The organism is Rahnella contaminans (assembly GCF_011065485.1).
In the GTDB taxonomy this organism is placed as follows: Bacteria; Pseudomonadota; Gammaproteobacteria; order Enterobacterales; family Enterobacteriaceae; genus Rahnella; species Rahnella contaminans.
In genome coordinates, this window is sequence record NZ_JAADJS010000005.1 from 392566 (window position 1) to 414110 (window position 21545).

At 52.5% G+C, this 21545-nt stretch carries 27 protein-coding genes and 1 other annotated feature; of the genes, 6 read left to right on the plus strand and 21 right to left on the minus strand.

Translation table 11 applies throughout. The features are described from left to right. Positions 1-8: 8 nt before the first annotated feature. From GW579_RS21055 to GW579_RS21130, 17 genes are all read right to left on the minus strand, one after another. The gene (locus tag GW579_RS21055; RefSeq protein ID WP_152323991.1) at positions 9-518 is read right to left on the minus strand and encodes a phage major tail tube protein; all 510 of its coding nucleotides are present in this window, start codon (positions 516-518) and stop codon (positions 9-11) included. Positions 519-532: 14 nt separating this feature from the next. Next, positions 533-1702 (minus strand): phage tail sheath protein, encoded by a 1170-nt coding sequence (locus GW579_RS21060; RefSeq protein WP_165061571.1) that lies wholly within the window; start codon positions 1700-1702, stop codon positions 533-535. A gap of 191 nt (positions 1703-1893) precedes the next feature. Further along, positions 1894-2880 carry a phage tail-collar fiber domain-containing protein gene (locus tag GW579_RS21065; RefSeq protein WP_165061574.1) on the minus strand — a complete coding sequence of 329 codons (987 nt, stop codon included), beginning with the start codon at positions 2878-2880 and terminating at the stop codon, positions 1894-1896. Beyond that, the gene (locus tag GW579_RS21070; protein ID WP_152323988.1) at positions 2870-3484 is read right to left on the minus strand and encodes a phage tail protein I; all 615 of its coding nucleotides are present in this window, start codon (positions 3482-3484) and stop codon (positions 2870-2872) included. Before GW579_RS21070 ends, GW579_RS21065 begins: the two co-directional genes overlap by 11 nt. After that, positions 3477-4385: a baseplate assembly protein gene (locus GW579_RS21075; RefSeq protein WP_165061577.1), complete on the minus strand. Its 909-nt coding sequence runs from the start codon at positions 4383-4385 to the stop codon at positions 3477-3479. Before GW579_RS21075 ends, GW579_RS21070 begins: the two co-directional genes overlap by 8 nt. Positions 4386-4389: 4 nt before the next feature. Then, a complete protein-coding gene (locus GW579_RS21080) occupies positions 4390-4740 on the minus strand; it encodes a GPW/gp25 family protein (protein WP_165061580.1) in 351 nt (116 codons plus the stop codon). Continuing rightward, positions 4737-5378, minus strand: a complete 642-nt coding sequence (locus GW579_RS21085; RefSeq protein ID WP_165061583.1) for a phage baseplate assembly protein V — start codon at positions 5376-5378, stop codon at positions 4737-4739. The genes GW579_RS21080 and GW579_RS21085 overlap by 4 nt, the downstream gene beginning before the upstream one ends. Positions 5379-5459: 81 nt before the next feature. Beyond that, complete coding sequence (locus tag GW579_RS21090; protein ID WP_165061585.1) at positions 5460-5924, minus strand: phage tail protein; 465 nt, start codon at positions 5922-5924, stop codon at positions 5460-5462. Beyond that, entirely contained in the window at positions 5887-6129 is a 243-nt protein-coding gene (lysC, locus tag GW579_RS23860; RefSeq protein ID WP_229893707.1) for an Rz1-like lysis system protein LysC, read from the minus strand. Before lysC ends, GW579_RS21090 begins: the two co-directional genes overlap by 38 nt. Next, positions 6020-6445, minus strand: coding sequence for an Rz-like lysis system protein LysB (gene lysB / locus GW579_RS21095; RefSeq protein ID WP_165061588.1), 426 nt, complete (start codon positions 6443-6445; stop codon positions 6020-6022). Before lysB ends, lysC begins: the two co-directional genes overlap by 110 nt. Beyond that, positions 6442-6954: a lysozyme gene (locus GW579_RS21100; RefSeq protein WP_165061591.1), complete on the minus strand. Its 513-nt coding sequence runs from the start codon at positions 6952-6954 to the stop codon at positions 6442-6444. The genes lysB and GW579_RS21100 overlap by 4 nt, the downstream gene beginning before the upstream one ends. Next, positions 6935-7156 carry an HP1 family phage holin gene (locus GW579_RS21105; RefSeq protein ID WP_152323981.1) on the minus strand — a complete coding sequence of 74 codons (222 nt, stop codon included), beginning with the start codon at positions 7154-7156 and terminating at the stop codon, positions 6935-6937. The genes GW579_RS21100 and GW579_RS21105 overlap by 20 nt, the downstream gene beginning before the upstream one ends. Next, complete coding sequence (locus tag GW579_RS21110) at positions 7147-7350, minus strand: tail protein X (protein ID WP_152323980.1); 204 nt, start codon at positions 7348-7350, stop codon at positions 7147-7149. Before GW579_RS21110 ends, GW579_RS21105 begins: the two co-directional genes overlap by 10 nt. Positions 7351-7551: 201 nt before the next feature. After that, on the minus strand, positions 7552-7746 hold the full coding sequence (locus tag GW579_RS21115) for a hypothetical protein (protein WP_152323979.1): 195 nt from the start codon (positions 7744-7746) through the stop codon (positions 7552-7554). A 145-nt stretch (positions 7747-7891) separates the two neighbouring features. Continuing rightward, the gene (locus tag GW579_RS21120) at positions 7892-9775 is read right to left on the minus strand and encodes a replication endonuclease (protein ID WP_165061597.1); all 1884 of its coding nucleotides are present in this window, start codon (positions 9773-9775) and stop codon (positions 7892-7894) included. 107 nt (positions 9776-9882) lie between these two features. Then, on the minus strand, positions 9883-10104 hold the full coding sequence (locus GW579_RS21125; RefSeq protein ID WP_165061598.1) for a TraR/DksA family transcriptional regulator: 222 nt from the start codon (positions 10102-10104) through the stop codon (positions 9883-9885). Continuing rightward, positions 10104-10379 (minus strand): DUF5347 family protein, encoded by a 276-nt coding sequence (locus GW579_RS21130; protein WP_152323976.1) that lies wholly within the window; start codon positions 10377-10379, stop codon positions 10104-10106. The genes GW579_RS21125 and GW579_RS21130 overlap by 1 nt, the downstream gene beginning before the upstream one ends. A gap of 200 nt (positions 10380-10579) precedes the next feature. Between GW579_RS21130 and GW579_RS21135 the strand changes: the two genes are divergently transcribed. The 3 genes from GW579_RS21135 to tyrA all read left to right on the plus strand — a co-directional run bounded on the left by GW579_RS21135 (position 10580) and on the right by tyrA (position 13671). Further along, on the plus strand, positions 10580-11170 hold the full coding sequence (locus GW579_RS21135) for a phage repressor protein CI (protein WP_165061599.1): 591 nt from the start codon (positions 10580-10582) through the stop codon (positions 11168-11170). A gap of 296 nt (positions 11171-11466) precedes the next feature. Next, positions 11467-12543 (plus strand): 3-deoxy-7-phosphoheptulonate synthase, encoded by a 1077-nt coding sequence (locus GW579_RS21140; RefSeq protein WP_152323974.1) that lies wholly within the window; start codon positions 11467-11469, stop codon positions 12541-12543. A gap of 6 nt (positions 12544-12549) precedes the next feature. Next, on the plus strand, positions 12550-13671 hold the full coding sequence (gene tyrA / locus GW579_RS21145) for a bifunctional chorismate mutase/prephenate dehydrogenase (protein ID WP_101078506.1): 1122 nt from the start codon (positions 12550-12552) through the stop codon (positions 13669-13671). 72 nt (positions 13672-13743) lie between these two features. Here tyrA and pheA read toward each other — a convergent pair whose 3' ends face one another. From pheA to bamD, 4 genes are all read right to left on the minus strand, one after another. Next, positions 13744-14898: a bifunctional chorismate mutase/prephenate dehydratase gene (gene pheA, locus GW579_RS21150; protein ID WP_165061600.1), complete on the minus strand. Its 1155-nt coding sequence runs from the start codon at positions 14896-14898 to the stop codon at positions 13744-13746. A 54-nt stretch (positions 14899-14952) separates the two neighbouring features. Continuing rightward, positions 14953-15077: a sequence feature (Phe leader region), on the minus strand. Continuing rightward, positions 15029-15076, minus strand: coding sequence for a hypothetical protein (locus GW579_RS23970; RefSeq protein WP_369794779.1), 48 nt, complete (start codon positions 15074-15076; stop codon positions 15029-15031). (Overlaps the previous feature by 48 nt.) A gap of 136 nt (positions 15078-15213) precedes the next feature. Next, positions 15214-15558, minus strand: a complete 345-nt coding sequence (gene raiA / locus GW579_RS21155; protein WP_152323971.1) for a ribosome-associated translation inhibitor RaiA — start codon at positions 15556-15558, stop codon at positions 15214-15216. 315 nt (positions 15559-15873) lie between these two features. Continuing rightward, on the minus strand, positions 15874-16608 hold the full coding sequence (bamD, locus tag GW579_RS21160; RefSeq protein WP_104924502.1) for an outer membrane protein assembly factor BamD: 735 nt from the start codon (positions 16606-16608) through the stop codon (positions 15874-15876). Between the two features lie 130 nt (positions 16609-16738). On the opposite strand from bamD, the gene rluD reads away from it, so the two are divergent. The 3 genes from rluD to clpB all read left to right on the plus strand — a co-directional run bounded on the left by rluD (position 16739) and on the right by clpB (position 21157). Next, entirely contained in the window at positions 16739-17716 is a 978-nt protein-coding gene (gene rluD / locus GW579_RS21165; RefSeq protein WP_152323970.1) for a 23S rRNA pseudouridine(1911/1915/1917) synthase RluD, read from the plus strand. Beyond that, a complete protein-coding gene (gene yfiH, locus GW579_RS21170) occupies positions 17716-18453 on the plus strand; it encodes a purine nucleoside phosphorylase YfiH (protein WP_165061602.1) in 738 nt (245 codons plus the stop codon). Before rluD ends, yfiH begins: the two co-directional genes overlap by 1 nt. A gap of 130 nt (positions 18454-18583) precedes the next feature. Beyond that, on the plus strand, positions 18584-21157 hold the full coding sequence (gene clpB, locus GW579_RS21175; protein WP_165061603.1) for an ATP-dependent chaperone ClpB: 2574 nt from the start codon (positions 18584-18586) through the stop codon (positions 21155-21157). Positions 21158-21545 lie beyond the last annotated feature (388 nt).

Here is a 21545-nt window from a genome sequence, read left to right on the forward strand (position 1 = left end):
GAAGGGGGTTACAGGCCGAGCGCGGTGCGGTGTTCCGCCAGGCGGTCAACGCCATTGACGATTTCCACCATATTGACGGTGTCGATCTCAATCAGCTCTTTGCCGTCGATGGTCAGCTTGAAGTAAGTACACTGCGTGGTGACTTTGGTTTCAGTGTCTTCGCCCTGTTTGTATTCGCCGAAATCAAACTCTTTGTGGCGGCCACGCATCATCACTTCGACTGCGGAAACGTCACCGGTGTCGTCGCGTTGCAGTGAACCGGCAAAGCGCAGCGGAATATCCGACGTGCTGCCCCATTGCTGTAAAACCAGCTCATCCAGGCCGCCGATAGACCATTCCAGGGTCAGCGCGTCGTCGTCCAGACCGAAGTCCACGGCGACCGAACCGCTCATGCCGCCGCCGCGATAATTCTCCAGCTTGCGGGTCAGTTTCGGCAGGGTCAGGGAAGAGACCAGGCCCAGATAGCTGTTCCCATCGTTGAACAGGTTCAGGTATTTCAATTTCTTAGGAAGTGCCATGAGTCATTGTCTCCTTAGCTGTTAATGGACGCGGCAAAATTCACCAGATAAGAGTCGGTGATGCGCTGGCGCAGGGTCAGATCTTCCAGTGGAGGAACCGGGGTGTAGTCGTAATCGATAAACAATTTCCCGGCTTTCAGGGTTTCAGCGGTGTTCGCGGTTTCGTCGTACCAGCAGTCGCCGTCGATGATGTAACCGGCTGATTTCATTTCACGCATTTTGGCTTTAATGCCGTCGATCATGTCGCGAACCAGCGTCGGGGTCATTGGCTTATCGACCGCCCACATATGTGCTTCAGCCATCGTGTCCGCCAGAACCTGCGCCGTGCGGGTATAGTTTTCAAACAGGAAGAGGGTGTCATCGCTACAGGTACGGTTGCCCCAGAAACGGAAGCCGTCTTTGCGCACCAGTGTGGTGACGCAGGCTTCGTTCAGCAGATCGGCGTCAGTGCCGCTAGCCTGCAAATCCCAGAAGACGCTGGCAGAAAGGCCGGTAACCCCGTTGACGCCCACGTTGGATAACGTTTTGTGCCAGCCGGTTTCCTGGTCAATTTTGGCGCGCAGGCCCAGGGCTCTTGCGGTGGCATAAGCAACGTCAGGCTGGCTGGTGGCAGTATTCCAGTTCACGAAATCAGGCCAGATCAGCATCAGTTCGCGCTGGCTGAAGTTATCGCGATACTTGATGGCATCGGAAATATTTTTTGCGCCATACACGCCGACATAGCCGAAAGCGCGCAGCTGCTGGCAAACGCCTGCCAGTGCCGTGGCAACGGCCTGATTATCCAGCCCCGGAACGCCCAAAATACGCGGTTTCACGCCAAGTTCTGCCTGTGCGGAAAGCAGCGCTTTCATGCCGGTGTAGCGGCCATTGGCATCGGAACCGCCAATAATATTGGTGGTCGTTTCTGCTTCATCTTCACCTGTCGCGACGCGTACTACGACGGTGACCGGTTTACATTGATCGGCAATCGCCAGCAGTGCTGCACGCAGCGTACCGGAAGTGCCCGCTTTACCGCTGGCGGCCAGAACGTCGGTGATCAGAACCGGCGTGTTGAGGGGAAATAAAGTGGCATCCGCATCTTCTGCGGTACACACCATGCCGATAATTGCTGTTGAAACGGTGGAAATAACGCGGGTGCCGTCGTTGATTTCGACGACGCGTACGCCGTGATGATAATCAGCCATCAGGTCGACTCTCTCTGTTGTGGGTGGTGAAGCAAGGATGCCGGTTCACAAAAGAAAGCGCATTCGATGGCAGGCGTGGCAGGAGTGGCACAACAGAGGGGGGAAAAAAAAGGAGATAAAAATTAATTATCTCCTTGATACTAGATTAGTTTGAACAGACTTATGATTTACATGAAGTAAAAAGAAATAATTTAGGCTGCACGAACGATGTAATTAAATGCAATGCTCCGCGGACGATTTTCATTAGCCGTTGGTACAACCCGGGAAGCGTCAAAATAGAAGTCATCGTTTCGATTAACTTTTGTGTTGGCGGTGGGCTCGTTCGCGTCTCTGGCACCAGAATCATAAAAAGCACCGCTGAATCCGTCGAATGAGACGCCTGTTGTACCACTAACCATACCTGTAATATTTCGTATCGCATCTCCCTGGCTGCTCAGCAGTGTCCGTCCCGTATCGACCCCTCGTCCATCATCCCAGCCACGAATAAATTCGCCTCGCAAATCAGGCAACAAACCCAGAGGGTAAACAGCGGCAAGTTTTGGATACTTTGCCTTATCAAATGCCGCGCCATTACATTTTAACCACCCTGCTGGTGGCGTTGCTGTCGGCCAGGGGAGGGGAATACCCACCGGCAGATCGTATTGCGGATGTGGATTCGCTGCCGCCACATGGTTCGCCATCACATTGTCTGCGTACGCTTTGACCTCAATGACTTTATCATCGACATATTTGCGCGTCGCCAGCACCACCGACGGGTCAATTTTCAGCGTCACTGCGTCTGTGCTGTTTACCACTAAGATCATGCGAACCGTCTGAGTCCGGCCGCTGCCTTCCTGCAATTGCGGTTTATAAGTTTCCGGGCAGTTGGCAATGGCAATCAGCGTATTGTCCTGATCGAATAAGCCAATCTCACGGATCCAGAACCCCCCCTGATCTTCTGGAATGATTTGTTCAGCAATGATCTGGTTGGTATTTGCCGGATCAACTGTGAGTGAGTTGAGTGAGGCTCGACGTTTTTCGCCGATCAATTTTGTTTGCGCGGGATCGGGGGTTGGCAAAATACCGCCACCGTCTCCCACTGCCATTTGTGTCAGGCTAAGTTGTGTACCCAGCGCAGTCGCATTAGCCAGTTTCGCTGCACCCAGATTGGTCAGCAACGCATAATATTTAGCTGTCATAATTAACTCTCAGGTTGTCGATTAAATGAATGGCTGAACCGCTATATACAGAGCCGGAGGCAGTAATGGTTTCAGGGAAATAGGGATAAACCGTCAGCTCTTCGCCGTCGTAAGTCGCTGCGGCGAGATAAAAATCTCCCGTGACGTCCAGATTGATAGACAGACCAATCAGATGGCGGCTACAGGGTTTAGCATCGGTGATCAGGCGTTCGAGTTCCTGATACATTTCTTCTGTAATGCCCGTTTCAAGAACGCCGACATCGAGGCGAAAAGTGCCGGGAGCATCCCTGGTCTGCCACCATTCGGTGACGCGAATTAAATATCCCAGCGGTTCAACAACCCGGCGTAATGCGCCGATGGTGCCTTTGTGTTTATGCACGAACCAGGCGGCGCTAACGGCAGAGCGTTTTGCCTGTTCGGTCCAGTTCTCATCCCATCGGTCGACCGAAAATGCCCAGGCCAGATAAGGTAATAATTCCAGCGGGCAGGAATCAGGATCCCAAAGTTTACGCAGAGGTACGTTGATATTGCCGATTTGAGAAAGCGCCTGAGCCGCGGCAATTTCAAGCTGTGTTGAGCCAGAGGGAAGGAGCCGCTCATTCATCCGAGCCTCCGACGGTAAGCGAGTAGGCCGTACATAAAGAGGCCTGAGTTTTATCAAGCACGATGTCCGCCATCGGCGACGACAGCTCGACCCGCTGAACGCCTTCAACATGCAAGGCGGCATAGATTGCAGAAAGCCGGATGTCCCGACCTAGCCGGCTTTGCGTGTTGATATAGGTTTTGAGTTGCGCTTCAGAAGCTGCGCGGACAGGCTCAATTTCTGGCGTTGGCAAGACATAGAGCACGGCATTAATCTGATAAGGCACAATTTCAGCGGCCTGCACTGTGACGCGATCGGCAACCGGACGGACATCTTCATCGTTCAGGGCTTTTTCTACCGCAATGAGCAAATCACCGGAGGCAGCGCTGTTGTTGTCGCGTGACAGAATAGTCACTGTCACTACCGCGGGCGACGGGCTGATTGCCGATGCATCCGCAATACGTCCGTCTGCCGAGCGGGCATGATATTCGTAAGCGCCCGTCGGACCGGCCACGCTTAGTCCTTCAAACGCCTGAGGGATGCGCATACGTAAATCGCTATCGGTTTCCAGAATGGCTGCTGTTGGCGGAATAGTGGTGGTATCCGCAGGCTGCAAAATCAGACGCTGGACGTTGAAATTCGCCGCCAGCTGATCCAGATCGCTGCCCGTGGCATACGCCACCATCACCGCGCGGGCGGCTTCGTTTACCCGCTGGCGCAGGATCAGTTCGCGGTAGGCATTCTCTTGTAAGAGTTTGACCAGTGGCTCGGATTCCAGCGTCAGCGTACGGCTGATGGCTTCCTGCTGATCGGCGGGATACAGGGAAACCAGCGTGGTTTTACGTTCTTCAAACAGACTTTCATAATCCAGTTTTTCGACCACATCGGGGGCCGGTAACTGGCTCAAATCGATCGTTGCCATAGTGTCAGCTCACAGGAATATTGAGAGAGAAATCGGTTGCCGTATCGCTACGGTTTCCGGTCAGTTCCACGACCATTTTGCCGGTGTAACTGGTGTCAAAAGTAATGGCCGAGAGTGAAATACGCGGTTCCCAGTGCAACAAAGCGGTGTAGCAGATCGCCATCATTTGCAGGCGCAGTGCGTCGTTTTGCGGCTGGTCGATGAGCGATGAAAGCAGTGAACCGTAGTTCCGGCGCATCACCCTGGAACCGACCGGTGTGTTCAAAATATCGCTGACGGACTGGCGGATATGATCGAAATCTTCAATTGCCGTGCCGTTGTTTTTGTTCATCCCCAGGTACTTTGGATTACTCATTGCGGGCCTCCGGTTTGACCGCCGCCAGTCTGAACGCCGCTGTGGCGATGGGTGTGCACAACGATGCCGTTGGACGTCAGGCTTCCGCCGCTGTGGGTTAAATTGCCGGTCAACGTGCCACCTTGTTTAACTTCAAGAGAGCCGGTGGTCAGTTTGCGGGTGCAGACGACTTCCGGCGTATCCAGCGTGATGCGTGTGGCGGCGGTGCAGCGGATTTCCGGCGCGGTGACATCAACCTGCTCCGACGCGTCGATCACCGCCGTTTTGATGCCGCTGACTTTCAGGGCGCCGTTCGCCGGTTCGTACTCAAAAATCGCGCCGTCCGGAAATGCCAGATGCAGGGCATCTGCCGAAGCCGACGGTGCCGGTGAGGCATTGGAAAACACGGCCGGTAAGACGAATGCGGTATTGAGCTCGCCGCCCATCGACAGCAGTAAAACCTGTTCGCCCGGAGAGGGCGCCCACCAGCTGCGGGTCCGGCCCGCGCGGTGCGTCATCCACGGCAACCACGCCGTCACGTTGCTTCCGGTCGTAACGCGGCAGCGGGCGTTGGGTAAATCCAGTTCTGACACTGTTCCGATGCGTACCAGATTGCCAATCAGACGCATGATGTCGTTGAGTTGAAAGTTTGTATTCATGGGATTAAGGATGCCGTTTCACAGGGTTGAGCGACAACTGATGGCCGTCTGCCAGCGGATGGCACAACAGTTGTTATCGGGTTATTCGGTCCAGCTGCTGATCAGTTCTCCGTTGAGATAAACCTGGCGCGGCAACGCGACGTTCTCCGGCAGCGGCGGTTCCGGCAGGTGAGTGATCGTCCGTACAAAATTTTCGTCGGCGACCTGAACGCGCTCAGTGAGTTGCAGCGTGAATGACAGCGCTGCGCCCGGCTGCACAAAAGCAAAATCGGTCAGCCGGTGCGCCGCGTTGCCGAGAATCTCAGGCTGATTGATCCGGAGCCAGTCGAGGATGGCGACCACCATCTGGTCAGTCAGACTTTCATCGGGCGCGTCGTCGCTGCTGACGCTTAACGTCAGCGGATAGCGATATTCGAAAGAAAGTGAAGAGGCCGAGGTGGCGACGACATTTCCCGCGCCGGTGGTCATCACCAGCTTTTCAGGGGCGGATTGGAAAAAGGGGATTTGCTCAATCAGCCGTTGTTTTAGCTGTAGTGGTTTTTGCATGTTGTGCCTCCTGACACTTTTTGATGGTCTCAATCTGCAGGCCGCAGCTCAGCAGGGCGGATTCCAGCTGGAGAATATCGGCGCTCAGCGCCGCGTTAGTGCGCGGATGGCTGGACGGAACCGGGCAGGAACTGACCGCCGGACAGCCAATGTAAATAATCGCTGGCGGAGCTGAAGGCTGGCCGGTCGTGCAGCCGGCTAACATCAGCAGGCAGCTCAGCGTCAGCCCACTGGCGCGATTGCGGATTGTCATGAAGGCTCCTTTGCCGTTCCTGTTCCCGGGACTGCATCACCTGCGCGGCGGTGCTCAGGTCTTGACGTAACGCCAGTTCGGCGTCCGCGCGTTGCTGCATTTGCTGATTCAGCTCTGTAATCAGTTGATCCCGCTGGTGTAATTGCACGGTCAGCGCGTCGTGCTGCTGAACGGCGTTGTTGAGGTCGTGCTGTAGTGAACGGTTGGAAAGCAGCAGGATGACGATTAACAGCGCCATTCCTGCCAGAAGTGCCAGCATTGCTTTCATTCAATTCCCTTCAGGCAAACGGTGAATTCGGCGTTTCTCCGGCGTTCCAGCCCGCTGCTGCGCTGGCCTTTCACATAAACCCAGCGAGGAAGTTGTCCGCAGGCCTGCCGCCATTGTTGTTTGTTGATGAAATACGCCAGCGTGGATTTGCAAGCCGCGCCGGTACCGACGTTAAAACTAAATGACACCACGGCATCAAAGACCGGCTGCGGCATGTCGGCGGACATGCACTTTTTGACGGCGCGCTCGGTTTGCTGGATATCCTGCAACAGGTTTTCAGCCGCCTGATGCTCGCTGATCGCTTTTCCGGGAACCACGCCTGCCGTATGGCCAATGCCGCTGGTCCAGACGCCCGCGCTGCACTGATAGGGTTGCAGCTGGCAACCTTCAAAGTCAGTAATCAGTCGAAGCCCTTCATCTGAAACCTGTAAGGCGTGATAACCGGGCAGCGCCGCCATCAGCGCCAGAACCGCGGCGGCGCTGCACCGCTTAAGAGTTGAGGTCTTCATAGGTGTTCGGATTCAGGTTGCTGCGCGCCAGAAGCTGGAAGCTTTTACGCCGGTAATACCAGTTGACGAGAAAAGTCCCGACGCCCACGCCGGAGCCGACTAAAAAGGCCACATCCTGTGATGTCAGACCCGCCAGCCAGGTCAGCGACGTGGCAATGAAATAGGCGCAGGCAGAGCTGATGCGTTCAGTATTCAGTCCCATAACTTGATCGCTTCCTGAACCGGTTGTTCAGCGATATCAGGCATTTCAACGGCGGTGCCGTGAGGCAATAACGGGCCTAAGTCCGCGATGCCTTTATTGGCGGCGTACACTTTTTCCACGACAACCGCAGTGCGGCCGTAATAACGCCAGCACATGGAATCGAGGGTATCGCCCTGTTCTGCATAGAGTTTCATCGGTTTTCTCCGCAAGTGAGTGAAATCGTCAGGAGGTGAAATCAGTCTGCGGAATATGGCCGGAGGCAGCAATCTGAGAGGGTTGTTAAACGTGTGGCACAACAGGGAATTGAAGAGGGAGAAATGGCGGGGCGCTTAGCCCGAACAGAAGCCGGAGGAGTAAGCGCCACAACAGGAAAATACCGCCCGCAGATCAGGTTTTCAGTGTGCTTCGTCTGCACTCCCGTGGTAACAGAGCGCGTCCTGATCCTCACCGGTCAGAGCCTGGCCAGCCAGTTCAGAAATCAGTGACATCACGACAAGAAATTCTTTTGGATTGCATTGCGCTGTCTGCGAAATGTCTGCGATCAATTGTATCCTGGACAACGTTAGCTGTTGTTTAGTCAGGTTTTCCATTTTCTCCCCTCGCCAGATACTGTGTTTATATACAGTATTCTTTAATTGATCTAATACGTCAACACTCAGAGCATTTTAAAAAATATAATTCATTGAATTAATGCGGAAATTTTTATTGGCGCGGTTTTTGTATGGATTTCAGCATTCACGGCAGGGAAACCGATCCACAGTTATTGACAGAACTCCAAGGTGAGTAAAAAGGCGGAGTTTCAGGGCGTGACTGGCGGTGACGGACAATGCGCCATTGTTCGGTATGCGTCAGGAATATCTGCGACTCGCCGATATGCGGCGCATAAATGCCGATGACTTTTTGTCGCGGTTCATCGTAGGCGTTGAGCTGTTCACTGATCTTGCGGGCAACGCGCACGGTCTGATCTTTTCGCCGGATATGGATACCACCCTGCGCCTGAATGTAACGGGAAAAGCTTCCCTGATCCGCCGAGCTGCGAACTTCTTCAACACGTTCGTCAAACCGGCTGGCGAGGCTCTGGTTTCTGATTCGGCGGCACTCGCGCCAGGCACCGACAGAAGGGATGCCAATGGCGTGAAACTGCGGGATCCGCCAGGTCGATGCCCAGGCGGTGACGGCGGTGGCGACATCGGTCAGCAACCGGCCAGAATCATGATCGGTTTCGCCTTCCAGCGCGTAGCCATCGATATTTTTAGCGACATATTTGGCAATGTACCCGGCAGCGCCTCCGCGGTTGAGCGGTTTGCAGTGAAAACGGGATTCCGCTGCACCGGGTTCGTCGGGATCTTCTTCAAGCGCGTAACGGCGCATCACGTCGATCACTTTTTGCTGCTGTTCAGGCGGCGTGAACAACATCATATGCCAGTGTGGCGTTCCGTCGTGATGGGGCTCAACTACGCGAACTCCGTACACTTTCAGGCCTTTATCTTTAAACGTGGTGCGGATCTTTGCCCAGACGGCGACCAGGTATCTCTGCGCATTTTTAGGCGTAAAAGCGTGCTGATTCCATTTGGGATTGAACGTCGGGGCTGAATGCGGACTGTAAGTTTTCATCGGATGGTATTTTGACGGCGTCGTCATCGTGATGAACAGGCCCCGATCCTGCTGCTGACAGGCAACATCTTCGACGCCGGCAATCAGCGTCATCAATTCCATGCGCCGCAGTTTAGGGTTCGAAACGCTGGCTAAAACGGTATCCAGCAGGCTCAGTCTGTCACCGGATTCGACGTTTTCCAGCTCACACTGCTTCAGGTAATTGAGCGTGGAGAGGCGCCGGGAAACCACGTCACGGATGGCATTTTTGCTGGCATAAGGCGAAGTAGACCGGTTTACATAACCGCAGGCGATCATCAGCGCTTCGCGCCACAGACGCTGCTGCGAACGCAGTTGCCTTTCCCACCATTCACCGCTGACCAGCCGCGAAATACTGGCGACCGCCGCCTGCGCGGTCATCCGGCCTTTTTGCCATGCATTCCAGTACAGTGGCTGTACACGAACGGAACGCGCCATCGCCGACAGATGCCCGAAAATCTCACGCTGCGTGCTGTCTTGCAGTAAAACGTCCGGTTCAGACACCTGTTCCAGCCAGCGTTCACAATGATGTTCGTAAGCATCCTGCATATGAATGGCCAGAGTGTTTGCCAGCCGTTTCAGTGCGTCATCATTCAGGTCGGGCAGGCGGTTGAAAGTTTCCTCTTCTGTCAGCAGCTTTTCCGAATACTGGCGGTAAAGTCTGTGGCGCGCGCTGACCCGCTGAATTCGCGGCCATAATCGCTGTACAAACACGGTCATCAGGAAATGAAATGCCGGACGCACGCCCTTTGTCTCCAGTAAAAACTGATACCGCTGATGCAGGGGCGCGCGCAGGCAGCGCGGAAGGGCGGCAATCTGAGAAAGTGCCGCCTGCTGGCGTTGGCAAAAATCACGGTTCAGCGGTTTTTCCAACGGGCTGCTTATTGCCGGGCGCGGCGCATTCCACCACCACGGACCGGCTTCATTTTTTCCGGTCAGGGGAGCGAACGCAGAAGATGACGTTATCTCCGGCAAATTAATTTTCATAAACTATTTCCCCCAAACGGTTTTGCAGAAAAAAGGCAGCAAGATGCCTTCCCGGAAAAGGAATATTTCCAGAATGAATTTATTAAAAACTGAAAAAGAAAAGTTACTTATACGGGGCGGTAATTCTTTTTCCTGAGCTCATTAATCTCCTGACACTCAATACAACGCTGAACGCCCGGAATAATCTTTCTGCGCTTTTCCGGAATGACACTCCCGCAATCCTCACAGAAGTATGCAGACGGGGCACGCGTCGTGTGGGTTGCGCGGGCGATTTGTTCCTGTAAAACAGTTAACTGATATTCCTGGGATTCATCCATCCAGTCTGCCATCAGCAAAATTCTCCTGTATATCGCGCGGTAAAATGGCGCAGGGATAATATGGCCTGAGCAATTTTTAATTGCTCCTCGGGTTTTAATTCTGAATACGTCAATAAGGTATGACGGCGCTTAAGTCCGGCATGGAAACATAATGTGGTTTTCAATTTATCCGAAGCCTGATCAAAAATTGTTTCCAGTTTATTTTTTCTGTCAGAAAAATAGGTTTCCTTTAAATGCGCGATCTGGCGCAAGCCTGTGAGTCGCTGCTGCTCTGTGCCTAAAAACATAACCCCTCCTCAATGACCCCATTCCGTGAGCAGGAGATCCTCCTCTCTTTGCCGCCTGTTGCTTCAGGAACGCATTGCGGATTCTCCACTGCGCCGTAAATTTGGTATCATGGCTTTCTATTGGTACATTACATAATCAATCTAAGCTTGCATTTGCAAGTTGTCAAGATGATATTTACAGGTCCAGGGGTTTTCGCCAGATGCAATTAGATGAACTCGAAGGTGGGAAAGCCGTTCTGACGCGTATGCTTCAGGCTTACGGCTTTAGCATGCAGAAAGAACTTGGTGATCTGTATGGGTTATCCTCTGGAACGATAAGTACCTGGGTAAGAAGAGATTATTTCCCCGGTGATGTGGTTGTCGCTTGCGCGCTGGATACCGGTGTTTCACTGCGCTGGCTTGCAACGGGCAAAGGGAATATGCAGGATGGGCCGTCCGCAGGATCATCCGCTTCTGCAAGTGTGCTTCAGCTTAAAAAGTTGAGATTGCGAGGTGGCGCTTTAGAAGAGGAAGGCATGTGGGTAGTCGATCCTTCTTTACTGGACGGTTCTCTGGCTGAACCGGCTTACATCGTTAAAGGCAATCACTCCTGGATCATCGATTTAGGCAGCACAATTCCGGGCAACGGGCGCTGGCTTTTGAATATCGATGGCGATGTGGATGTCTATGACGTGGCGCGTATCCCGGGAAATCGCATTAAAGTGACTCGGCAGGACAGCCATTTCGAATGCGGCGTGGAAGAAGTCACGGCGTTAGGGCAGGTCTTTATTACGCTTGATCGCAATCTGTAATTCTTCACCCTCAGCAACCGCCCGGACGCTGAGGGAAATCCCGTAAAATTCCCCTTATCTTTCTGACTCCCCAATCTGACTTTTCCTTACCCCTTCACACTGTGTGTAATTTCCAGGGTACAGCAGGTTCAACCCCTCAAGAATTATTGTAAACTTAACTTTCCGTATTCTGGTTTAATGGCTGGTAATGGTAATTTTAAGTTTACAACTAAGGCTTGATAAGTTTACGCGCTGTGTTAATGTTGTCCGCAGATGCCTCAATGGCAGCCCATTTTCCTGATAAGCGGAACACCATCATGCAAAAAGACGCCCTGAATAATGTTCATATCACTGCCGAACAAATCCTGATCACCCCGGAAGAATTGAAGAATCGCTTTCCTTTAAGCGTCAGTGACGAAACCAGCATTTCCGAAGCACGTAAAACCATCGCTGATATTGTGCATGGTCGTGATCCTCGTCTGCTGGTGGTGTGTGGCCCTTGTTCCATTCATGACGTTGACGCCGCGCTCGATTACGCGCGTCACCTGAAAACGCTGGCAGCGGAACTGAGCGACCGTCTGTACATCGTGATGCGTGTTTACTTCGAAAAGCCCCGCACGACGGTAGGCTGGAAAGGTTTGATCAACGACCCGCACATGGACGGCACGTTTGATGTTGAAGCCGGTTTGCACATTGCGCGTGATTTGCTGTTGCAGCTGGTTGGCATGGGATTACCGCTGGCGACCGAAGCGCTGGATCCAAACAGCCCGCAGTACTTAGGCGATTTGTTCAGCTGGTCGGCAATCGGTGCCCGTACGACAGAATCTCAGACTCACCGCGAAATGGCGTCAGGTTTGTCCATGCCGGTAGGCTTCAAAAACGGTACCGACGGCAGCCTGGGCACGGCAATCAATGCTATGCGTGCAGCGGAAATGGCGCACCGGTTTGTTGGCATCAATCAGGCCGGTCAGGTTTGTCTGTTGCAGACCCAGGGTAACCCGGACGGTCACGTGATTTTACGCGGCGGCAAAACGCCAAATTACAGCGAGCAGGACGTTCAGGCGTGTGAAAAACAGATGAGCGACGCGGGACTCCATCCTTCCTTGATGATAGATTGCAGTCACGGTAACTCAAACAAAGACTATCGTCGCCAGCCCGTTGTGGCTCAGTCCGTAATTGATCAGATTAAGGCCGGCAACCGCTCTATTACGGGTCTGATGCTGGAAAGCCATCTGAACGAAGGTAGCCAGTCTTCTGAACAACCGCGTTCAGAAATGAAATACGGTGTGTCGGTAACCGATGCCTGTATCAACTGGGAAACCACGGAAAACCTGTTACGCACCATGCATCAGGAACTGGGTGACGCACTGGCGGCACGAATCGCAGGAGAGTAAGTTTTTATGGTGGCAGAACTTAACGCGTTGCGCGATCAGATCGACGACGTCGATAAAGCGTTGTTAGATCTCTTATCACGGCGTCTGGCGCTGGTGGCAGAAGTCGGGGAAGTCAAAAGCCGTTATGGTTTGCCGATTTATGTGCCTGAACGGGAAGCCGCAATGCTGGCCTCCCGCCGTCAGGAAGCGCAGAACCTCGGGGTTCCGCCGGATCTGATTGAAGATGTATTGCGCCGCGTAATGCGTGAGTCCTACTCAAGCGAAAACGATAAAGGCTTTAAAACGTTGCATCCGGCGCTGCGTCCGGTAGTGATTATCGGTGGAAACGGGCAGATGGGGCGTTTGTTCACGCGTCTGCTGGAGTTGTCCGGTTATCAGGTCAAGGTTCTGGAGCAGGAAGACTGGCCGCAGGCGGAAACATTACTGGCGGATGCCGGAATGGTGATTGTCAGCGTGCCGATTCATCTGACCGAAGAGGTGATTGCCCGCCTGCCAAAACTGCCTGATGACTGCATTCTGGTGGATCTGGCGTCGGTAAAAAACCGTCCGCTTCAGGCGATGCTGGCAGTACACGAAGGCCCGGTGCTTGGCCTGCATCCGATGTTTGGTCCGGATGTCAGCAGCCTGGCAAAACAGGTTGTGGTGTATTGCGATGGCCGCGAACCGCAGGCATACCAGTGGTTACTGGAGCAGTTGCAGGTGTGGGGCGCGCGGTTGCATAAAATCAGTGCGGTTGAACACGATCAGAACATGGCCTTTATTCAGGCGCTGCGCCACTTCGCGACATTCGCGTATGGCTTACATCTGTCGGAAGAGAATGTTCAGATTGAACAGTTACTGGCGCTGTCTTCGCCGATTTACCGCCTCGAGCTGGCGATGGTCGGGAGACTGTTTGCACAGGATCCTCAGCTTTATGCAGACATTATTATGTCCTCCGAAAGCAATCTGGCACTGATAAAGCGTTACTATCAGCGATTTGGTGATGCGCTGGCGCTGCTGGAAAGCGGTGATAAAGACGCGTTTATCAGCAAATTCAGAAAGGTTGAGCACTGGTTTGGCGATTATGCGCCACGCTTCCTGAAGGAAAGCGGTGCGTTATTGCGACAGGCCAACGACAACCGTAAGTAACGGCTGATTCAGTTAAAAAGAAGGGCGCCGCATCATGATGCAGCGCCCTTTTATTTTGGCTCAAATAACCGGTCAGAGATCGACAGACACGACGTTTTCGCTGGGGTAACAACCGAGCACTTTCAGGGAACGTGTGATCGGGGCCAGATCCTTCAGCGCTTTTTTCATCTCTTCCGAACGCAGGTTGGCCTGCACGTCGATATAAAACATCTCTTCCCACGGATTGCCGTTAATCGGGCGAGATTCCAGTTTCGTCATGATGATGCCCTGATCGCGCAGAACCAGCAGCGCATTCACCAGCGCACCTGCCTGCTGACCTGTCGCCATGATCAGAGTGGTTTTGGCAGGAACCTGATCGGTCACTTCAATTGCTTTGCGTGCCAGAATAATGAAGCGGGTGATGTTTTCCTTCTGATTCGCCAGATTGTGTTCAAGCACTTGCAGTTTATACAGTGCGCCACCGGCTTCGCTGCCGAGTGCGGCAATGTGCTGGGAATTTGCGGCGGCCACTTTTTCCATGGCAGCGGCGGTGCTTTCGCAGTATTCAATTTTCCAGTGCGGGAAGCGGTTGATGAACTGGCTGCATTGCTGGAACGGCTGCGGGTGGCTGTAGACCGTCTGGATCTGCGAAAGGTCCGTATCGGTCGCGACCAGAACGCAGTGATCAATAGGGTTAGTCAGTTCGCCGACAATCGACAGGCTGGTGTGTTGCAGCAAATCGTAAACGTCATTGATTGAGCCGGAACTGGTGTTTTCGATAGGCAACACTGCGTAATCTGCCTGACCGGTTTCTACCTGCGAGAAGATATCCTGGAATTTCTGGCAGCCGCATTCGATGAACTGATCGAAATGACGGGCAGCAAACTGACGGGCGGCGAGGTGTGAATAGGAGCCTTTAGGGCCAAGAAACGCGATACGTGCGGAGTCGGAACTGGTTTTGTTCAGATGCTGCTGAAGAAGTGCCTGCTGTGTCAGAACGGAATCTTCGATAATAAGCTGATAAACCCGGGTGATGTAATGTCCGTCCAGACCTTGTTTTTTTCCTTCCTGAATCAGTGCATTAATCAGTTCTATCTCGCGCTCTTTATCGCGAATAGGACGGTGAGAGTGCATCTTGGATTGCGCGACTTCAATCGCCATCGAACGTCGTTCTGCCAGCAGGGCCAGCAGTTTCAGATCTAATGCACTGATGCGCTCGCGCAGTGCCAGTAATGAATTCTCGGTCATGTTATTACCCTTTTTGATGTTCTTTCTTTCAGCAAAATTGTGTGAAACGCAGGTATAAAAAAAGCCCCCTTTTCAGGAGGCTTTGTTGTTCGTCTTCGCATTCATTCTTTCGCGACGAAACGCCTCCCAATCAGGGGAAGGTAAAAAAGAATGCGAAGAAAAACAGACGGGTATTCATGTAGGTGTTGTTTCCATAAAGTTGAACTGAGTCTTAAAGTAACCGCTGGGTTTTCCCTGTGTCAATAAGGATTTCTTTCCGGCACAAAAAACGCGCTCCTGAGAGCGCGTTGTGAACTGCCTTTTCGGATAACCCGGTTATTCCTCTTCTTCCTGCACCGGTTCCAGATTGAGTTCTTTGACGCCGGATTCTGCACGGCGGGCTTCACCCTTATGCTGCGCTTTGTTGAGCTGACGCTCAAGTTTGGTGGTCATGTCGTTAAGGGCAGCATACATATCATCATGCGTGGCACTGGCAACCAGTGTGCCATTCGGTGTACTGATGGTCGCATCGGCGACAAATCCCTGAGGTCCTTTCGACAGGATTACGTGCGGGTTAATGAGCTGAGTTTGCCATTTATCCAGTTTTTTCAGACGTCCTTCGATGTGTTCACGAATCGCGGGAGTGATGTCCATTTGTTTACTGGTAATGTTAACTGTCATATGACTTACCTCTCTTTTTCCGTCTCCGATGAATCCAACATACCAGCCTTTTTTGTGAAATGCGTGCTCAAATCCACGGTTTTTTGTCACTTTTTGTCAACCTTGAAGATTCTGTGACCCAGGGTAATTTATGGCGGGAAAGGTCTTGAGACTTGCTGCCGGAGCAGGCATGATTGATGGGATCAGTACGCTATTGTTTCGGTTTTTTCCTGCATTTTGCCGCGCATTTTTTTATCCTTTCTGTTTTCACTCCCCCAAAAAAGAGCCCAAAAAAAACGGCAGCCTGAGCTACCGTTTGTGTACGGACATGTAAAATTACGCTGCGCTATTGGCGGCAATAATTTTCGCGACTTTGTCAGCCTGGTTGTTCAGCTGCAGTTCGCGGTAGGCATTTTCCATCAACGGCAGCGCGTCGTGCGTTGCTTTCGTATCCGGATAATCTTTCAGCATTTGCTCTACACGGTTAACGACAGCGACGTAAGCGCCACGTTTAGTGTAGTATTGCACCACTGACAGCTCGTATTTCGCTAAACGATCTTTCAGGAATACCAAACGTTTCGTCGCATCAGTGGCGTACTGGCTGTTTGGATACGAGTGGATCAGCTGGCTGAAATCACGGAATGCTGCACGTGCATGCTGTGGATCGCGGTCTGAGCGATCAACACCGAAAAATCCTTGCAGTGCACTGTCATCCAACGCCATATCCGTCAAACCACGCATGTACATGACGTAGTCGATATTGGGATGGGTTGGGTTCAGGCGCATAAAGCGATCAATAGAAGCCTGAGCCATTGGCAAGTCAGCAGACTTGTAATAGGCATAAATCAGATCTAACTGAACTTGCTGCGAGTAAGGCCCAAACGGATAGCGGTTATCCAGCGCTTCTAATTGCGCAATCGCGCCTTTAAAGTTACCGTCCTGCAGCTTTTGCTGGGCAGTCGCATAAAGGACGTTAGGCGGATTATCGGGAACCGTTTCTTTGGAACTGGAGCAACCGACCAGCGCCAGGCTCAACGTGGCTGCTGCCACCAGATATTTCACACGCGTCATGACGTTTTGATTATCCTCAGGTGTTATTCTGGGAGACTGTCCGTTAAGCTCCCGACAAAGACCAGCTACAATAGCACATTATTTTAAACGGCATCGCCGTGAAAACCCAACGTTAACCAAGAAGCTGCATATGGCACAACAAGTACAACTCACCGCAACGGTGGCCGAATCTCAACTCGGTCAACGGTTAGATCAGGCTTTGGCCGAATTGTTCCCTGATTATTCAAGATCTCGCATAAAAGATTGGATCCTTGAAGACAGGGTCACGGTCAATGGCAAAAAAGTGACCAAACCAAAAGAAAAAGTGTTGGGTGGCGAGGCTATCGCAATCGATGCGCAAATTGAAGAAGAAGCGCGTTGGCTGCCACAAGATATCGCGTTAGATATCGTGTATGAAGATACTGATATTTTAGTCATCAATAAACCCCGCGATTTGGTTGTTCATCCGGGCGCAGGGAATCCGGATGGAACAGTGCTCAACGCATTGCTTCATTATTACCCTGCAATTATCGACGTTCCGCGCTGTGGCATCGTTCACCGTCTCGATAAAGATACTACCGGTCTGATGGTGGTCGCAAAGTCGGTTCCGGCACAAACGCATCTGGTGACGGCACTTCAGGCTCGCGAAATCACCCGCGAATATGAAGCCGTCGCGATTGGTACAATGACGGCAGGCGGCACAGTGAATGAGCCGATTGCGCGCCATTCCACCAAGCGTACGCACATGGCGGTCCATCCGACGGGTAAACCGGCGACTACGCACTATCGCATCATGGAGCATTTCCGTGCTCATACGCGTTTGCGTTTGCGCCTGGAGTCCGGACGTACACACCAGATCCGCGTACATATGGCACACATCAACCATCCTTTGTTAGGCGATCAGCTCTATGGTGGTCGTCCGCGCCTGCCAAAAGGTGCCTCCGAGTCGTTCATTAATATGCTGCGCGGATTCGATCGTCAGGCTCTTCACGCGACTATGCTGCGTCTTTATCATCCGGTCACCGGTATCCAGATGGAATGGCATGCGCCGCTTCCTCAGGATATGGTCGATCTGATCAATGCGCTCAAAGCCGATACCGAAGAGTTCAAGGATCAGATGAACTGGTAATGAGCTCGCTTATCCAGCCTCAATGGCCGCAACCGGCATCGGTGCGGTCATGTGCAACAACCCGTCAGGGAGGCATCAGTTTGCCTCCTTACGGATCGCTTAATCTCGGCGGACATGTCGGAGATAGCCCTGAACATGTCGCGGCGAATCGTCAGCGCCTGGTCGAACTCGGTGAATTGCCGTCTGCGCCGCATTGGCTGGAGCAGGTTCATGGCACCGATGTTGTTAACCTGACGCATCAAACTCCTTCACTTCCTGCTTTAGTTGCCGATGCGGCTTATACCTGTGAACCGGGTGTAGTGTGTGCAGCAATGACAGCTGACTGCCTGCCGGTTCTCTTCTGTAATCAGGCTGGTGATGAAGTGGCAGCAGCGCATGCGGGCTGGCGTGGATTGTGTGCAGGTGTGCTGGAAAATACGGTTTCCCGTTTTGCATCAGCTCCGGACAAGATTATGGCGTGGCTCGGGCCAGCCATCGGGCCGTCGCAGTTTGAAGTCGGGGGCGAAGTGCGTGGAGTCTTTATGGCTTTTGATCCCGCATCATCGGCCGCATTTGTGCCAGCGGGTGAGAAATTCATGGCGGATATTTACCTGCTTGCACGGCTACGCCTTCAGGCGGCGGGCGTTACGGCTATTTATGGTGGCGAGTATTGCACCGTGTCTGACAGTACCCAATTTTACTCTTACCGGCGCGACGGAATTACCGGGCGGCTGGCAAGTTTAATTTGGCTGATATAACCTGTCGAATCAAGACGATCCATCGCGCATAGCAGCTGTCCTCCGAATATACTGCCAAGATAACCTTGAAAACGTGAGGGTTGACCTCATCTAATCTCCAGTAGCAATTTTGTTCAGTATTGGAGGTGTTATGCGTCTGGATCGTCTTACCAGCAAATTCCAGCTTGCCCTCGCGGATGCTCAGTCTCTCGCGCTCGGGCGCGACAATCAATTTATCGAACCCGTCCATCTTATGAGTGCTTTGCTCACTCAGGAAGGCGGAACCGTGCGTCCTTTATTAACAGCAGCCGGGGTTGATACCCAGAAACTGCGCACGGATGTTGATCAGGCTTTGGGGCGTCTGCCGCAAGTTGAAGGTACCGGTGGTGATGTTCAACCATCCCATGAGCTGGTACGTGTTTTAAATCTTTGTGACAAATTGGCGCAACAACGCGCTGATACCTTTATTTCTTCAGAACTCTTCGTTCTGGCTGTCATGAAAGACCGCGGCTCTTTGACTGATGTGTTGAAAGCCTGCGGCGCAACGGCCGAGAAGATTACTGTGGCTATCGATCAAATGCGTGGAGGTGAGAAAGTGGATGACCAGAATGCCGAAGACCAACGTCAGGCATTGAAGAAATTCACTATCGATCTGACCGAGCGTGCCGAACAGGGCAAACTGGACCCGGTCATCGGTCGTGATGAAGAAATTCGCCGGACTATTCAGGTATTGCAACGCCGTACCAAGAATAACCCCGTGCTGATTGGTGAGCCTGGTGTCGGTAAAACCGCCATTGCGGAAGGTCTGGCGCAGCGCATCATTAATGGTGAAGTCCCGGAAGGGCTGAAAAACAAACGCGTGTTGTCCCTTGATATGGGCGCGTTAGTTGCCGGGGCGAAATATCGCGGTGAATTTGAAGAACGTCTGAAAGGCCTGTTGAGCGATCTGGCAAAACAGGAAGGGAACGTCATTCTGTTCATCGACGAATTGCACACAATGGTCGGTGCAGGTAAAGCGGACGGCGCGATGGATGCCGGTAACATGCTGAAACCAGCGCTGGCGCGAGGTGAACTTCACTGCGTGGGTGCGACGACGTTAAATGAGTATCGCCAGTTCATTGAAAAGGATGCGGCGTTAGAACGTCGTTTCCAGAAAGTGTTTGTGGCCGAGCCTTCTGTCGAAGACACCATTGCGATTTTGCGTGGGCTGAAAGAACGCTACGAGCTGCATCACCATGTGCAAATTACCGATCCGGCGATCGTTGCGGCGGCAACTCTGTCGCACCGCTACATCTCGGATCGTCAGTTGCCGGATAAAGCAATTGACCTGATAGATGAAGCGGCGTCCAGCATTCGTATGCAGATGGACTCTAAACCTGAGTCTCTTGATCGTCTCGACCGCCGTATCATCCAGCTGAAACTGGAACAACAGGCACTGAAGAAAGAGTCGGATGACGCCAGTGTGAAACGTCTGGAGATGCTAGAAACTGAACTGAACCAGAAAGAGCGCGAATATTCTGAGCTGGAAGAAGAGTGGAAAGCGGAAAAAGCGTCCCTGACCGGCACACAGAATATCAAAGCTGAACTGGAGCAGGCGAAGATCACGCTGGAGCAAGCTCGTCGCGTGGGTGATTTGGCCCGTATGTCAGAATTGCAGTACGGGAAAATCCCTGAACTGGAAAAACAGCTGGCAGCCGCCACTCAGGCGGAAGGTAAAACCATGAAGCTGTTACGCAACCGTGTGACAGATGTGGAAATTGCCGACGTGCTGGCGCGCTGGACCGGTATTCCGGTGGCACGCATGCTGGAAAGCGAACGTGAAAAACTGCTGCGTATGGAAGAGGAGCTGCACAGCCGCGTGATTGGTCAGAACGAAGCGGTCGAAGCGGTATCCAATGCGATTCGTCGTAGTCGCGCAGGATTGTCGGATCCAAACCGACCTATCGGGTCATTCCTGTTCCTCGGGCCGACCGGTGTCGGTAAAACAGAGCTGTGTAAAGCACTGGCGACATTCCTGTTTAACAGTGATGACGCGATGGTCCGCATCGATATGTCAGAGTTTATGGAGAAACACTCCGTGTCACGTCTGGTCGGTGCGCCTCCGGGTTATGTTGGTTATGAGGAAGGGGGCTACCTGACCGAAGCGGTTCGTCGCCGTCCTTACTCTGTCATCTTATTAGATGAAGTAGAGAAAGCGCACCCGGATGTGTTCAACATTTTATTACAGGTGTTGGATGACGGTCGCTTAACGGACGGGCAGGGCAGAACGGTCGACTTCCGTAATACGGTAGTGATCATGACTTCTAACCTGGGCTCCGACATTATCCAGCAGCATTTCGGCGAGGCGAGCTATGCGCAGATGAAAGAATCCGTCATGGAAGTGGTGACACACAGCTTCCGTCCGGAATTCATCAACCGTATAGATGAAGTGGTTGTGTTCCATCCACTGGGTCATGCGCATATCAAAAATATCGCGAAGATTCAGCTGGAGCGTTTGTATAAACGTCTGGAAGAACACGGCTATTCAGCAACGCTGACCGATGCCGCGCTTGAACTGCTTGGCAATACCGGGTTTGACCCTGTTTATGGTGCGCGTCCATTGAAACGTGCCATCCAGCAGGAGATTGAAAACCCGCTGGCGCAGCAAATCTTGTCAGGTAATCTGATTCCAGGTAAGCCAATTACTGTTGATGTGGAAAATGATCACATTGTCGCAAGACAGTAATCAGTGGATAAAAAGCCAGTTACGGGCTCCAAAGCGATTTGGAGCCCGTTTTTTATTCATTCATTGAGCGTAATTAGCGCATTCGATGTTTTTCTGAACGGTTGATAAAATTATTGAAATTAGGGGTTGCGGCTTGCTGAGAACTCCCTATAATGCCGCTCCATCGACAGGGAACAACGTGAACAACATCACGAAGTAACCGGGTCGGAAAGATTAAAAACAGCGGCAACCGGATGAAATAAACGGTTGACACTGAATGAGGAAGGCGTAATATACGCCACCTCGAGTTAGCAAGCGAAAGCGCGTAACTCACTGCTCTTTAACAATTTATCAGACAATCTGTGTGGGCACTCACAAGACGATATCAGCCACTTCGGTGGCAAAAAAT